General features: G+C 70.0%; 12 protein-coding genes. 7 read left to right on the top strand and 5 right to left on the bottom strand.

From position 1 onward, the window contains the following. Window positions 1–49: 49 nt before the first annotated feature. The gene (locus ASG62_RS16405) at window positions 50–484 is read right to left on the bottom strand and encodes an RbsD/FucU family protein (protein WP_056693325.1); all 435 of its coding nucleotides are present in this window, start codon (window positions 482–484) and stop codon (window positions 50–52) included. A gap of 167 nt (window positions 485–651) precedes the next feature. Here ASG62_RS16405 and ASG62_RS16400 point away from each other — a divergent pair, with 167 nt between their 5' ends. From ASG62_RS16400 to ASG62_RS16380, 5 genes are all read left to right on the top strand, one after another. Continuing rightward, a complete protein-coding gene (locus ASG62_RS16400) occupies window positions 652–1,617 on the top strand; it encodes a GntR family transcriptional regulator (RefSeq protein ID WP_082537123.1) in 966 nt (321 codons plus the stop codon). Window positions 1,618–1,851: 234 nt separating this feature from the next. Further along, complete coding sequence (locus ASG62_RS16395; RefSeq protein WP_244487537.1) at window positions 1,852–2,361, top strand: TetR/AcrR family transcriptional regulator; 510 nt, start codon at window positions 1,852–1,854, stop codon at window positions 2,359–2,361. Between the two features lie 59 nt (window positions 2,362–2,420). Beyond that, window positions 2,421–3,608, top strand: coding sequence for an efflux RND transporter periplasmic adaptor subunit (locus tag ASG62_RS16390; protein ID WP_082537122.1), 1,188 nt, complete (start codon window positions 2,421–2,423; stop codon window positions 3,606–3,608). Then, complete coding sequence (locus tag ASG62_RS16385) at window positions 3,605–7,180, top strand: efflux RND transporter permease subunit (protein WP_057180512.1); 3,576 nt, start codon at window positions 3,605–3,607, stop codon at window positions 7,178–7,180. Before ASG62_RS16390 ends, ASG62_RS16385 begins: the two co-directional genes overlap by 4 nt. Window positions 7,181–7,508: 328 nt before the next feature. Beyond that, window positions 7,509–8,711, top strand: coding sequence for a bis-aminopropyl spermidine synthase family protein (locus ASG62_RS16380; RefSeq protein WP_057180510.1), 1,203 nt, complete (start codon window positions 7,509–7,511; stop codon window positions 8,709–8,711). 26 nt (window positions 8,712–8,737) lie between these two features. Here ASG62_RS16380 and ASG62_RS16375 read toward each other — a convergent pair whose 3' ends face one another. From ASG62_RS16375 to ASG62_RS16365, 3 genes are read right to left on the bottom strand one after another with little or no spacing between them, the layout of a single operon-like run. Further along, window positions 8,738–9,019 (bottom strand): acyl carrier protein, encoded by a 282-nt coding sequence (locus tag ASG62_RS16375; protein WP_056693320.1) that lies wholly within the window; start codon window positions 9,017–9,019, stop codon window positions 8,738–8,740. Next, window positions 9,016–10,704 (bottom strand): HAD-IIIC family phosphatase, encoded by a 1,689-nt coding sequence (locus tag ASG62_RS16370; protein WP_056693319.1) that lies wholly within the window; start codon window positions 10,702–10,704, stop codon window positions 9,016–9,018. The genes ASG62_RS16375 and ASG62_RS16370 overlap by 4 nt, the downstream gene beginning before the upstream one ends. Then, window positions 10,701–11,054 (bottom strand): S-adenosylmethionine decarboxylase family protein, encoded by a 354-nt coding sequence (locus ASG62_RS16365; protein WP_156382205.1) that lies wholly within the window; start codon window positions 11,052–11,054, stop codon window positions 10,701–10,703. Before ASG62_RS16365 ends, ASG62_RS16370 begins: the two co-directional genes overlap by 4 nt. 242 nt (window positions 11,055–11,296) lie before the next feature. Between ASG62_RS16365 and ASG62_RS16360 the strand changes: the two genes are divergently transcribed. Further along, complete coding sequence (locus ASG62_RS16360) at window positions 11,297–11,830, top strand: GNAT family N-acetyltransferase (RefSeq protein WP_056693315.1); 534 nt, start codon at window positions 11,297–11,299, stop codon at window positions 11,828–11,830. Between the two features lie 4 nt (window positions 11,831–11,834). On the opposite strand, the gene ASG62_RS16355 is transcribed toward ASG62_RS16360, so the two are convergent. Beyond that, entirely contained in the window at window positions 11,835–12,587 is a 753-nt protein-coding gene (locus tag ASG62_RS16355; protein ID WP_056693312.1) for an SDR family NAD(P)-dependent oxidoreductase, read from the bottom strand. A 124-nt stretch (window positions 12,588–12,711) separates the two neighbouring features. Between ASG62_RS16355 and ASG62_RS16350 the strand changes: the two genes are divergently transcribed. Next, window positions 12,712–13,842 carry a glycosyltransferase family 4 protein gene (locus ASG62_RS16350; RefSeq protein WP_056693308.1) on the top strand — a complete coding sequence of 377 codons (1,131 nt, stop codon included), beginning with the start codon at window positions 12,712–12,714 and terminating at the stop codon, window positions 13,840–13,842. Window positions 13,843–13,924: the final 82 nt, after the last annotated feature.

Below are 13,924 nucleotides of genomic sequence, written 5' to 3'. Positions count from 1 at the left end.
ATGAAGCTATCCGCCATGTTAGCGGTTTGCAACATCCGTTCCAAACATATTAGCGGTTGTCCTCCGGAAGAACGCCGGTCTTGAGGATGAGATTGCCGTAGAGGCGACGCTCGCCGGTGGCGACGATCAGCTGCGCCTTCTTGGCGCGTTCGTAGAAGGCGAATCGCTCGACGGCATGGACGGTGAAGTCTCCGGCGAGCCGGTTCACCGAGTCCTGGAACAGCCGGCAGACCTCCGGCACCGCGTCGGGATCGCCGACGACGGCCATGCGGAAGGCTGCGTCCTCGAACGTGTCGAGCGGCAGATGGGTGAGAATCGCCTCGGCGGCGGTGACGGCGTCGATCCCGTCGAGCCGCACGACCTCTGGACCGACCGAATGGGAGGGGAAGTTCGCGTCGGCGATCACCACCTCGTCCCCATGGCCGAGCGCCCGCAGCGCGCCGAGAAGTTCAGGTCCGAGAAGCGGATGGATGTGGCGGAGCATGAGCGGGGGTCCCGGTGGCTGGCAGCGCTGCGATCGGCCGGCGATCTGCGATAAGGTCGGCTGACAAGACCTAGCCGAACGGCTTTTCATCGACAAGAAACATCCGCATCGGCTATAGCGGCCGAGGGCGGCGAAAGCCTTCGTCACGATCCCAGACCCGAGTTCGCGTGAGCAAGCCGAAAACACTCTTCAAGGACTCCTACAACCGCAGCCTGCAGCTTCTCGAGGCGGCGGACGATCTTCCCTCGGAGACCGAACTCGGCGCGGCCCTGGAGATCAGCCGCACCACCGTCCGCTCGATCCTGGCCCGCCTCGAAGAGGTCGGGCTCATCGCCTGGGACAAGCGCAAGAAGACGCTGCTGCGGCGCCCCGAAGCCTCCGACTACTTCCCGACCGAAGAGACCGACCCGATCTCGCGCGTCATCGAGCGCGGCTTCATGCACCGGATTCTGGCCGGTGACGCCCATGCCGGCGATCTGATCAGCGAGGCGGACATCGCGCGCGACCTCGGCGTCGGGGTTTCGGCCGTCCGCGAATTCCTGATCCGCTTCAGCCGCTTCGGTCTTATCGAGAAGCGGCGGAACAGCCAGTGGGTGCTGAAAGGGTTCACGCGCGAGTTCGCGCTGGAGCTCACCGAAGTGCGCGAGATGTTCGAGCTGCGCGCCGCGCTGCGCTTTGCCGCCCTCCCCCCCGACGACGCCGCCTGGACGCGCCTTGCGCAGATGGAAGCCGAGCACCGGCAGTTCCTGGCGGAGATCGAGACGCGCTACGACCGGTTCTCGGATCTCGACGAGCGCTTTCACCGCCTGATCCACGAAGCCTCGCACAATCGCTTCGTGATCGACTTCTACGACGTCATCTCGATGATCTTCCACTACCACTACCAGTGGAACAAGACCGGCGAAAAGGAGCGCAACCGGACGGCGCTCGCCGAGCATATCGACTATATCCGCGCCCTCGCCTCCCGCGATTCGACCGAGGTCGAGTTCTTCTGCCGCCGCCATCTGCGTTCCGCCCGCGAGACGCTGCTGCAGTCGATCGTGCCGGACACGTCCGATGCGGACGTGCGCGCGGAGGTCTCGGCCCGGCCGACCGCCGCGTCGGCCTTCGAGCCAGCCGGGAACAACGAGTAGGCCCGGACGGATCGACGCGGCCCGCCGATGCGACGGGACGAGCCTTTACGTGCATTGCAGCATCCAGTATGAGAACGATCGTTCGCTCTCGCTAGGGATCTCCGCTTGGCCTCGTCTGTCGCAGTGTTGGAGGAGGCAAGCGCCGCCCCGTCGAGCGCTCAGGATCAGCGTCGCCGGCAGGTGCTCGACGCCGCTCGCGCCTGTTTCGCCAGAGCAGGCTTCCACGGGGCCTCCATGGGACAGATCTGCGCGGAGGCGGCGATGAGCCCCGGCGCGCTCTACCGCTACTTCCCCAGCAAGGACGCCATCATCGAGGCGATCGCCGAGGAGGAGCGTCACTCCGCCGGCGCGTCGATGCAGATGTTCCTCCGCCCGGGCTCTCTCGTCGATCGGATCGTCGGTGCGGCGATGGACTATCTCGCGCAGTCGGTGGCCCCCCACACCGGCGGACTGCTCGTGGAGATCGTCTCCGAGAGCATCCGCAACACGGCCATCGGCGAGCGCTTCCACGCGATCGAGGCCGAAATCCGCGACATCATCCGCGCGGCCCTGGTCGAGGCGCAGGAGCGCGGCGAGATCGGAGCCGGTGTCGATCTCGACATCGCGATCGTCATGCTCTTTGCCATGTCCGACGGTCTCGTCATGCGCCTTCAGCTGGAGCGCGACGTCGATCTCGCCGCGATGGAGCCGTATCTTCGGCGGATGGTGACGGCGGTCCTTCTCTCGGAGCCGGCTTCGCCATGAGACCTTCCGGCCCCCGCCCCGCTCGCACCCGCCGCTTCCAGCCGTTCCAGAGACCGTCCATGCTGCTCCGCCCGCTCGCCCTTCTCGTCTCGCTGCTCGCCGCCGTTCTGGCCGTCCGGGCCGAGGAGCCGGCGCCCGTCTCGACCGCGGCGCCGAAACCGCCGAGCGTCACCGTCGTGCCCGTCGTCTCCCGCGATCTGGTCGCCCGCGTCACCGTCACCGGCACGCTCGTGCCCCGCGAGACGGTGGTCGTCGGCACCGATATCGAGGGGCTGCGCATCGAGGCTCTGCTCGCCGACGAAGGCGACCGCGTGGAAGCCGGCGCCGTTCTGGCCAAGCTGTCCACCGATACGATCGAGATCGAGCTGGCGCGCAACCAGTCGCAGATCAGCCGCACGGAGGCCGCGATCGCGCAGGCCCGCAGCCAGATCGAAGAGGCGCAATCGGCCAGCATCGAGGCCGAAGCGGCGCTGGCCCGCACGCAGCCGCTGCAGCAGAAGGGCATCGTCGGCCAGGACGTGCTCGACCAGCGCGTTTCGGCCGCGGCCAGCGCGCGGGCGCGCCTCGCCTCCGCCAGGCAGGCCGCGACCGCCGCGGAGGCCGACCGCGCCATCGCGCTGGCCGAGCGCCGCGAGCAGGAGCTTCGGCGCGCCAAGACCGACATCAAGGCGCCGACCGCCGGCCTCGTCCTCTCGCGCGCCGCGCGTCTCGGCTCGGTCGTCTCCGTCGCCTCCGGCGGCCTCTTCGAAATGGCGCGGGACGGGCTGATCGAACTCGACGCGGAGGTCAGCGAGACCGTTCTGAACACGCTCCGGCAGGGCCAGCGGGTGACCGTCACCCTGTCCGGCGGCGGCGAGGCGGTGGCCGGCGAGATCCGGCTCGTATCGCCGAAGGTGGACGAGACGACCCGCCTCGGCCGCGTGCGCATCGCCCTGCCCCCGTCCGACGCGCTGCGCACGGGCGCCTTCGCGCGGGGCAGCGTCGAGACGGCGCGCTCCACCGGTCTCGCCGTGCCGCAGACGGCCGTCGTGGTCGACGAGAGAGGCGCCCGCGTGCAGGTCGTTCGGGACGGCAAGGTCGAGACGCGCGCGGTCGCGACCGGCATCCAGTCCGGCGGCGAGATCGAGATCGTGAAGGGCCTGTCCGGCGGCGAAGACATCGTCTCGCGGGCCGGCACCTTCGTGCGCGACGGCGATCTCGTCACGCCTGTCGAGGAAGCGGCTGGGGCCGCGGAGGTGAGAACGTGAACCTCAACATCTCCGGCTGGGCGATCAGAAACCCGGTTCCGCCGATCCTTCTCTTCGTGGTTCTGGTGGCGCTCGGCGTCGTCAGCTTCATCAACCTGCCGATCACGCGCTTTCCCAACATCGACGTTCCCGTCATCGCCGTCACCGTCGTCGAGCAGGGCTCGGCGCCCTCCGAGCTGGAGACGCAGGTGACGAAGCGGATCGAGGACGCCATGGCCGGCGTCACCGGCATCAAGCACATCACCTCCACCATCACCGACGGCCAGTCCGTGACGGCGGCCGAGTTCCGGCTGGAGGTCGACACCGACCGCGCCCTGAACGACGTGAAGGACGCCATCGCCAAGATCCGCTCGGACCTGCCGCGCACGGTGGAGGAGCCGATCGTTCAGCGCATCGAGGTCGAGAACCAGTCGATCGTCACCTATGCCGCCTCCTCGCCGGGCAAGACGCCCGAGCAGCTCTCCTGGTTCGTGGACGACATCGTCGTGCGCGCGCTCCAGGGGCTGAAGGGCGTCGGCCGGGTCGAGCGCATGGGCGGCGTCGAGCGCGAAATCCAGGTCCGGCTCGATCCCGACCGGCTGGCCGCGCTCGGCGTCACCGCGGCCGAGGTGAACCGCCAGCTCCGCTCGACCAATGTCGATCTCTCCGGTGGTCGCGGCGAGTTCGGCGGGCAGGAACAGGCGATCCGCACCCTCTCCTCCGCCGCCACCGTCGAGGGCCTCGCGACGACGCGCATCTCGCTGCCGGGTGGCCGTCAGGTGCGGCTGGCCGAACTCGGCGCGGTCGTCGACGCCTGGGAGGAGCCACGCTCTTTCGCCCGGCTGGACGGCGCGCCCGTCGTCGCCTTCTCGATCTATCGCTCCAAGGGCGCGAGCGACGCCTCGGTCGCCGATGTCGCGGACGCCAAGGTCGCCGAACTCGGCCAAGCCTATCCGGACGTCACCTTCTCCAACATCGACAATTCCGTCACCTACACCTACGGCAATTTCGAATCGGCGATGGAGACGCTCGCCGAGGGCGCGCTGCTCGCCGTCATCGTCGTGCTTCTCTTCCTGCGCGACTGGCGCGCGACGGCGGTCGCCGCCATCACGCTGCCGCTCGCCGCCATCCCCACCTTCTGGGCCATGGCGATGATGGGCTTCTCGCTGAACCTCGTCAGCCTTCTCGCCATCACGCTGGTGACGGGCATTCTCGTCGACGACGCCATCGTCGAGATCGAGAACATCGAGCGCCATATGGCGATGAAGAAGTCGCCCTACCGCGCCTCGATGGAGGCGGCCGACGAGATCGGCCTCGCCGTCATCGCGATCACGCTGACGATCATGGCCGTCTTCGCGCCGGTCTCCTTCATGGGCGGCGTCGCGGGCCAGTATTTCAAGCAGTTCGGCCTAACCGTGGCGGTCGCGGTCTTCTTCTCGCTGCTCGTCGCCCGCCTGATCACGCCGATGCTCGCCGCCTACTTCTTCCGCCCGCATCGCCACACCGGGCCCGGCTTCCGCAGGCTGCTCCGGCGCTACCTGACGATCCTCGCCCCGCTCGGCGGCCTTGCCGTCGGCGCCCTCTTCGGGCTGGCCGCCCTCAGCACCGCCGATCCCGCCAATGCGCTCGCAAGCTTCCTCGCGCCCTATGCGGCGAGCCTGCCGCCGGTCTCCTTCGACCGCGCGTCGGAGCTGTTCCTCGGCGTGATGGCGTCGGTCGTCGTCCTTGCGATCCTCTTCGCCTATCTCAACCGGCCCCATGCCGACGAAGAGCGCGACGGCCCGCTCATGCGCGCCTATACGGGCTTCCTGCGCGGCACGATCCACACGTTCCGCATCTGGACGCCCTTCCATCGCACGGGGCCCGACGGCCTGCGCCGACGCCTTCGCATTCCCTTCGGCATGCGCTGGGTGACGCTCTTCGTCGGCATCGGCCTCTTCGTCTTCTCCCTCGGCCTGACGAAGAACCTGCCGACCGGCTTCATTCCGAAGGAGGACGCCTCGCGCATCGTCGTCTCGCTCGAACTGCCGCCGGGCTCGACGCTGGCGCGCACCGAGGAGGTCACGGACCGGGCCGTCGCCAGCATTCGCGAACTGCCGGAGGTGCGCAGCGTGCTCGTCATCGGCGGCGCCAGCCCGACCGGCACGCTGGAGGTGCGCCGGGCCGCGCTGACGATCAACCTGACGCGCAAGTTCCAGCGCACGCGCAGCCAGGGCCAAATGGAACCCGTGATCGCCGAACGGCTCGCCGCCATTCCCGACATCCGGTCCTTCTACGTCAACGACCGCGGCGATCGGGAGCTTTCCGTCGGCATTCTCGGGCAGGGCGGCGCCAAGGTCGCCGAGGTCGCGGCCAATCTGGAAAGCCAGATGCGGCGCGATCCGATCTTCGCCAATCCGTCGGCCATGGCCTCCTTCGCCCGGCCGGAAATCCGCATCCGGCCGCGCCTCGACGAGGCCTCCGACCTCGGCATCGCGCCCGACGCGATCTCCGAGACGGTACGCGTCGCCACGATCGGCGACGTCGGCGCCAATCTCGCCAAGTTCAACGTCGGCACGCGTCAAGTGCCGATCCGCGTGCAGCTCGAGGAAGCCGCACGCGAGGACCTCTCGACCGTGCGGAGCCTGCGCGTCACGACCGCCTCGGGCAAGGCCGTGCCGCTGGAGGCCGTGGCCGAGATCGGCTTCGGCCAAGGCCCCTCGACGATCGACCGCTACGACCGCGACCGACTGGTCAAGGTCGGCACGGACATGGCGCCCGGCCATGAACTGGGCGAAGGCTCCGCCCGCATCATGACCCTGCCCGCCATCACCGGCATGCCGGAGGGCGTGCGCGTGCAGGAGGTCGGCGACGCCGAGATTCAGGCGGAGGTCTTCGCGGGCTTCGCCTCGGCGATGGGCGCGGGCATCATGATGGTGCTCGTCGTCCTCATTCTCCTCTTCGGCAGCGTCTTCCTGCCCATCACCATCCTCGCCTCGCTGCCGCTCTCGGTCGGCGGCGTCGTCGGCGCGCTGCTTCTGACGAACACGGCGGTCTCCATGCCCGTCGTCATCGGCATCCTCATGCTGATGGGCATCGTTACCAAGAACTCGATCATGCTCGTCGATTTCGCGGTGGAGCAGGAGAAGCACGGCATGAGCCAGCGCGACGCGATCATCGATGCCGGCCGCAAGCGCGCCCGCCCCATCATCATGACGACGCTCGCCATGGCCGCCGGCATGGTTCCGGCCGCGATGGCATCCGGCGAAGGCGGCGAGTTCCGCGCGCCGATGGCCATCGCCGTGATCGGCGGCCTCCTCGTCTCGACGGTGCTGAGCCTCGTCTTCATCCCCTCCGTCTACACGCTGATGGACGATCTCAGCCACGGCGTCGGCCGCGTCTTCGGGCGGCTCCTGAAGCCGAACCCCTCCGAGAGCATGGACGGGACCATGCCGGCTCTGGCGGCGCCCGAAGCCGTGCCCGCGCTTCCCGCGCCGGCCGAGCGGCCACGGCTCACCGACGAGCGGCCGGAACAGCGCAAGCAGGTCACGGACTTCCCGCATCGGTCGCGGGGGGATGAGGGACGGGACGAGATGCAGCCGGCGGCAGAGTGATGCGGCGGAGGGGGAGGATTGGAAGACGTTTATGCGAAGGCACCCCCCTCTGGCCTGCCGGCCATCTCCCCCGCAAGGAGGGAGATCGGCAGCTTCACCGGCGGATCAAAGCCTCCACCCTTTGCGACAAGCTGATCTCCACCCTTGCGGGGGAGATGGCCGGCAGGCCAGAGGGGGGTGCCTCCCGCAGACGCCTGCCCCTCTTGATTCAAACCATGAACCGCTTCGCACCCCACCCCAACAAACCCCGCCAACCGACTCCGGCGACTCGCTCTTTCCCTCCGCGCCGCTCTGGACTTCCCCGCCCCGCCCGCGCTTTAAGCCGCTCATGACCGACTTTCACGACGGGCCCCAAGCGACTCCGCGGACTCGCGATCTTCTCGACGACGTCGCAGAAGCCACCGACCTGCGGGAGGGCCGCGAGGGCGTCGCGCTGGTGCTGCGGACGGCGTTTCGCGCGGGCGCGCTGCCGCTGCGCGATCTGGCGAAACTCGTGCGCATGCCCCTGCCCGTTCTCGGCGCCGTCCGCCGGGAGCTGGAAACGCGGGGGCTTCTCGATCGGGGCCAGGGCGTCGAGCTCAGCGAAGCCGGGCTTGCCGTCTGCCGCGACACGCTCGGCCTGTCCGCGCGCCACGATCCCCGCTGCTCCTGCTGCGCGGGCCGCGGCATCGTTCTCGATGCGGCGCTGGAAAGCGTCGTCGCGGCGATGGCGGCCCATATCGCCGACGGCCCCCCGGTGGACGTGACGCTGGATCAGGCGCCGTGCACGCCGGAAACGTCCGTTCTGCGGGCGATGGCGATGCACGAGGCCGGCGCTCTGGAGGGGCGCGACATCCTGATTCTCGGCGACGACGATTCTCTATCCGTCGCCCTATCGCTTCTCGGCCGGGCGATCGGTGCCAAGCCGAAGCGCCTGACCGTGCTGGAGCTAGACCCCGCCCGCATCCGCCAGCTGCAGGACGCCGGCGAGCGCCACGGCTACCCCGTCGAGATCGTTCCCCACGATCTGCGCGAGCCGCTGCCGCCGGAACTTCACCGGCGCTTCGACACCTTCCAGACGGACCCGCCCTATACGGTCGACGGAATGAGCCTCTTCGTCTCGCGGGGCCTCGAAGGCCTGCGCCGGGAGCCGGGCCTGCCCGGCTTCCTCTCCTTCGGCGATCTCGCGCCCGACGACATGCTCGACATCCAGGCGCGGCTGACGGACATGGGGCTGGTCGCGACGCGCATCCGCCCGTCCTTCAACACCTATGCCGGCGCTTCCATTCTCGGCTCGGTCGGCCAGCTCATCGAACTGCGCACGACGAAGCGGACGCGCGCCCTGACCGAGGCGGATGCCAGCTTCACGGCGCCGATCTACACCGGCGAAGTGCGCCCGCGCGAGCGGCGCTACCGCTGCAAGGCCTGCGGCACGATCGTTCTGGTCGGTGCCGGCGAGGCCTTCGCGACGGTCGAGGCCCTGAAGGAAAAGGGCTGCCCGGCCTGCGGCGGCACGACCTTCCAGCGCCAGCACGTCAAGACCGCCTACTGACTGGGGTCCGCCCGGCGCAGCAGGTTTCAGCGAAGCAGCGCTTCCGGCGCGCAGGCGCTGGCGGTGCGGGTCTCGACGACGGAACAGAGCCCGGCGACGCTGTCGGCCGCCTCGATATCGGCCATGGTCATCTCGATGCCGAAGAGCTGTTCCAGCGCGAGCACGATGCGCACATGGCCGAAACTGTCCCAGGCTTCGAGATCGGCGGCGCGGGTCTCGATGCCGATCGATTCCTTCGGCACGTTCAGAACATCGGCGAGCGCATGGACGACCTTGGCGAGGACGACGTCGGAGGGTCCGTGGCTCATCGCGTCTCACCTTCTTCGTCCTGCCACCGGATGTCGGGCGCACCCGTTCCCGGCCCGCCCGCTTCGGGCGGAGAATAGTCGAAGCTCCCGTCCGCCGCGAGCCTTGCGACGCGAGCGACGAAGGCCCGGGCCGGCGCGTTGCGCGGCAGATCCTCCACCCGGCCGACGATCCGGGCGAGCCCGGCGGCCCGGGCGCGATCGGCGAGCGCCGCCAGCATCGCATCCTCGACGCCCCGCTCCAGCGCGCGGCAGGAGAGATAGAGATTGTCGAGAACGAGCGTCTCGCCCCGGGCGGAAGCCAGCATCAGCCCGACGATGCCATGCGACCCAAAGGCATCGTCCAGCCGGACGAGCGTGTCGAAGGGCGAGCGGCGCCGGGAAAGATCGAGCACGTTCGGCCTGATGTCGCGCAGCACGAACTGGTTGACCCGGCTCGCCAGCTCCGCCGCACGCGCCATGTTCGGGGCATCCAGCGGCTGGAAGGTCAGCCGCGTTCCGAGCGCGGCGAGAAAGGCCCCGACATCAGGAGTCTCGGCCCGCAGGCGGTCCACCCCGGCCTTGGCGCGGTAGCGCCCGGCCCGAAGCCCCGCCTCGGCCCCGCCGCCGAGAAGCAGCGGATCGGCAAGCAGCTTCGCGGCGAAGGCGCCTTCGTCGCCGGCGAAGAGGCGGACGTCCATCGCAGGAAACCGCGCGGCGACCTTGGCGCAGTTGACCGGATCGTCGTCGATCAGGATCGCATGCTCCGCCCCGAGGCCGAGGTCCGCCAGAACTCGCTCGACCAGCGCCGCCTTGTCCTCCCAGCCGGCCGCGACCGCCGCGACGTTCTCGCGCGAAAGCGGCTGCATCGCCCCGCTCCTAAAGGCCGCATCCACGTCGGCGGGCTCGTTGCGGCTGGCGACGGCGAGGACGAAGCCGCGGCCCGACAGGTCCTTCAGCGCCTGCGTGTAGGCGCGATGCAGCGGCGGGGCGCCGCCGGTCTCGGCCGTCGAGCGCTCGCCGAGAATGCCGGCCCAGAGCGTCCCGTCGAGGTCGGTGACGAGGAGCTTCGGCGCCCGCCCCTTCAGGCGCGCGGCCCAGGCGCCCGCGGCATCGGCCAGGGCGTCGGCAGCCGCCGGGCGCAGGATCGTGCCGAAGCTTGCGGAAAACCGGCGGTCGAACGCGGTCTTGGCGGGCACGCCGACCGTCAGGAGATCGACGCCGCGCGCGAGGGAGGCTTGCGCGAGCGGCCCGCCGAAACGCGCCAGCGCCACCGGCGCCCCGAGCCCGCCCGCGCCATCGGCGGCCAGCGCGACGAGCGCCGGGTCCGGCTCCGCACCCGGCGAGGGATCGATCATCAGAACGAAGTCGGGCGGATCGCCCGCCTGCGAGCGGCGGCTCAGCGCGGCGAAGCCTTCGACGGATTCGATGGCGACGGGCAAGCCGACGGCGGCGAAGGCGATGTCCAGAGCATCCTGAAGCGACTGCGGCTGGATGGGCGCGGCGAGCAGCAGCCGAAGGGCGGGTGCCGGCCGGCTCGGCATCTCGCGCAGCCGCGCCGCCATGCGGCCGGCGCCGATCCGCGCACGGCCGTCCCGCAGCGCGCGGGCGAAGGCGGCCGGGCCCTCGCGGAGGGCGGCGTCGAGATCGCCCGATGGCTCCGCCTCGGCCGGCAGGAAGCGCCAGCCTGCGTCCTCGCCGTCCGTCAAGCCGGCAGCGGCTCGATGTGCCGCGTCACGTAGGAGCGCTCGACGAGGCCGTTCGGGCAGAGCCGCGCGGCCACGGCGTCCACCGCCGCATCCTCCGACATGTCGGGGTTGCAGAGGAGGATATCGACGAGCACCATCCGGTATTCCGGCCAGGTCGTCAGCATGATGTGGCTTTCGGCGAGGAAGATGATGAGCGTGATGCCGTGCGGCACGTAGCGCATCGCATGCTCGCCGATCGTGGTGGCGCCCGCGGCCGCCGCGCCCGCGTAAGCCGCTTCGCGAAGCGCCGTCTCATCCTCGATCAGGCTCTCGCAATTGCGCATGTCCGCCAGGACCTGCCTGATCTTCATCGTGTCGATCCCGCTGGAGAGGGCCGCTCGGGGCCTTTGGCAGCGCCTGCCGACATCCCGGCCGACCGGCTGGCCGGGCTTCGTCAGGCGCTTGAAGCCGGAGCCTATAGCGGCGGCGTCCCGGCCGGGCAAGCTTGCGCCCGCGCCCGGCCCCGCGCTAAAGCCTCCTCCCGGTCGATCGGCGGAGCGAGCCGGGCCCGAACGTGACGAGCAACCGGCCGTCGGAGGTTCCAGGCATCACCATGGCGAGCGACGACACGAGTGGAGCGAGCCGCAGCGGCGGACTGGTGCTGCGCCGGTTTCAAGCGGCCGATATCGAGACGGTCGCGGCCTTCGAAGCCGAGATCGCGATCCGCTCATTTGCAGACGAGGCCGTCACCGATCTCGCGCACTATCGCAAGAAGCTCGGAAAGCTCCTGAAATATGGCGGCGACTGGACGACCATCCTCGCCCGGCCCGGCGAGGACGGCGGCGACGCCATTCTCGGCTGGGCCTGGGTCGCCCCCCGGGAAAACTTCATCACCGGCGACCGCTATGCCGACTTCCGGTCCTTCTACGTCGACGGAAAGCGTGCCGGACCGGCCGCCGCCGTGATGCTGCTGCGCGCCGTCCTCGGCCATGCGAAGGAGGCCGGCTACACGCGCATCGTCGGCCGCACCGCCTCCTCCAACGAGGCCATGCGCTCGCTCTACGGCGTCGCCGGCTTCCAGGAGCGGCATGTCGTCTACGAACTCGACATCGGCCTCGGCGACCCCGGCGGACGGCGGCTCGGCTGATCGTTCAGACGATGCCGCCTTCGACGAAGAAGTTCTGCGACGTGCAGAGGGCCGAATCGTCCGAGGCCAGGAACAGCACCATCCGCGCCACGTAGACCGGCTCGATCGCGACCGGAAGGCACTGTCGCTCCAAGGCGGTAGCGATCGATTCGGGCGTGACCCAGAGCGCCTTCTGGCGCTCCGTCATCACCCAGCCCGGCACGACCGTGTTGCAGCGGATGCGATGCGGGCCGAGGTCGCGGGCGAAGGATCGCGTCATGCCGTGCACGGCGGCCTTGGCGCTCGTATAGGCCGGCATGCCGCCCTGCCCCTGCCACCAGGAGGTCGAGCCGAGATTGACGATCGAGCCCTTGCCGGCCGCGATCATGCCGGGCGCCACCGCCTGGATCGCGAAGAACATATGGCGGAGATTCGTCGCCATCCGCTCGTCCCAATAATCCGGCGTGACCTCCTCCCAGCCATGGCGGTCGTCCCGGGCGGCATTGTTCACGAGCACGCCCGCCGCCCCGTTCGCCGCCTGCAGCCGGCCGATCGCCGACTTCAGGGCCTCGATGTCGCGAAGATCGCAGCGCTCGAAGCGGACCCCGCCGCCGAGCTCGGCGGCAAGCGACTCCCCCGCGCCGGCATCGATATCGACGAAGCCGACGCGGGCGCCCTGCCCGGCAAAGGCCCGCACCATCTCCGCCCCGATTCCCGACGCGCCGCCCGTCACGATCACCGCGACATCGCGAAGGCTTGGATAGGTCGCGAACGTCATTCTCGGCTCTCCCTTGATCTTCAGCGGCGCATTGCATCCACCGGCCCCACCGGGTCAAGCGCTCGTCGACCGCCGAGCGGTCGCAGACGTGCGATCCGGCAAAGGGTGCTCTATAGCGACATCCATGCCGGCCTCTCCCAAGATCCTCTTCCTCGCCACCGAAGACTGGTTCTTCGCCTCCCACTTCCTGCCCATGGCGCGCGCGGCGCGCGAGATGGGGCTGGAGGTCGTGGTCGTCGCGCGGGTTCGAGACGCGCGCGCGCCGATCGAGGCGACCGGCGCGCGGCTGGTCGCCCTGGAAGCGGATCGGCGCAGCCTCGATCCCCGCGCGATCGGCGGCGCGGTCGGCCAGGTCGCCGAGATCCTGCGCCGGGAGAAGCCCGACATCCTCCACTGCATCGCGCTCCGCTCGATCCTTATCGGCGGCGCGGCGGCGCGGCAGGCCGGCATCGGCCGGCTCGTGTTCGCGCTGACCGGGCTCGGCTTTCTCGGCGCCAAGCGCGGCCTCGTCGGCGTCGCGGCCCGGCTCGGCGTGCGCACCGCGATCCGCAGGGTCTTCGAGACACCGGGAACCCGCTATCTCTTCGAGAACCCGGACGATCCCCGTCTTCTCGGCCTCGATCCGGGCGCGGAGACGATGACGATCGTCGGCGGCGCCGGCATCGATCCGGAAGCGCTGCATCCCGCGCCCCTGCCGGGCGGCGAGACGCTGCGGATCGCTCTCGTGGCGCGGATGCTCTGGTCGAAGGGCATCGACCTTGCCGTGGAGGCCGTCGGCGCGGCGCGGGCCGGCGGGGCCGATGTCGAGCTGTCGCTCTACGGCGCGCCCGATCCCGCCAACCCGAAAGCCATTCCGGCCGAGCAACTCGACGAGTGGTCGCGCCGGGACGGAATCTCCTGGCACGGGCCGACGCGCGACGTCGCCGCCGTCTGGCGGAACCACCACGCCGCCTGCCTTCCCTCGCGCGGCGGCGAGGGCCTGCCGCGCACGCTTCTCGAAGCCGCCGCCTGCGGCCGCGCGCTCCTGACGACGGACGTTCCCGGCTGCCGCAGCTTCGTGCGCGACGGCATCGAGGGGCGCGTCGTCCAGCCCGCCGCAGCGCCCCTCGCCTCCGCGATTTCGGCGCTGGCGCGTGACCGTCCGCTGGTGGCCCGCATGGGCGAGGCGGCGCGGGCGCGGGTCCTCGACGGCTACACCGAACGCGACGTGATGGAAGTTGTGAAGCGGCTCTACGCATCGCTGCTCCCTGCCTGAAACGCCGCCGCTATCACGCCCTCTCGCCGATCGGCGACAATTCTTGACGGCTCCGCCGGGGCGGGACTCTTGGATAAGCGGA

The organism is Aureimonas sp. Leaf427 (assembly GCF_001425485.1).
Lineage (GTDB): Bacteria > Pseudomonadota > Alphaproteobacteria > Rhizobiales > Rhizobiaceae > Plantimonas.
This window is presented reverse-complemented; position numbering and strand designations above follow the sequence as displayed.

Bases quoted from the DNA above. Each gene is read 5' to 3' on its own strand.
- ASG62_RS16405 (WP_056693325.1), bottom strand. From the start codon at position 484: ATGCTCCGCCACATCCATCCGCTTCTCGGACCTGAACTTCTCGGCGCG.
- ASG62_RS16395 (WP_244487537.1), top strand. From the start codon at position 1,852: ATGGGACAGATCTGCGCGGAGGCGGCGATGAGCCCCGGCGCGCTCTAC.
- ASG62_RS16390 (WP_082537122.1), top strand. From the start codon at position 2,421: ATGCTGCTCCGCCCGCTCGCCCTTCTCGTCTCGCTGCTCGCCGCCGTT.
- ASG62_RS16380 (WP_057180510.1), top strand. From the start codon at position 7,509: ATGACCGACTTTCACGACGGGCCCCAAGCGACTCCGCGGACTCGCGAT.
- ASG62_RS16375 (WP_056693320.1), bottom strand. From the start codon at position 9,019: ATGAGCCACGGACCCTCCGACGTCGTCCTCGCCAAGGTCGTCCATGCG.
- ASG62_RS16365 (WP_156382205.1), bottom strand. From the start codon at position 11,054: ATGAAGATCAGGCAGGTCCTGGCGGACATGCGCAATTGCGAGAGCCTG.
- ASG62_RS16360 (WP_056693315.1), top strand. From the start codon at position 11,297: ATGGCGAGCGACGACACGAGTGGAGCGAGCCGCAGCGGCGGACTGGTG.
- ASG62_RS16355 (WP_056693312.1), bottom strand. From the start codon at position 12,587: ATGACGTTCGCGACCTATCCAAGCCTTCGCGATGTCGCGGTGATCGTG.
- ASG62_RS16350 (WP_056693308.1), top strand. From the start codon at position 12,712: ATGCCGGCCTCTCCCAAGATCCTCTTCCTCGCCACCGAAGACTGGTTC.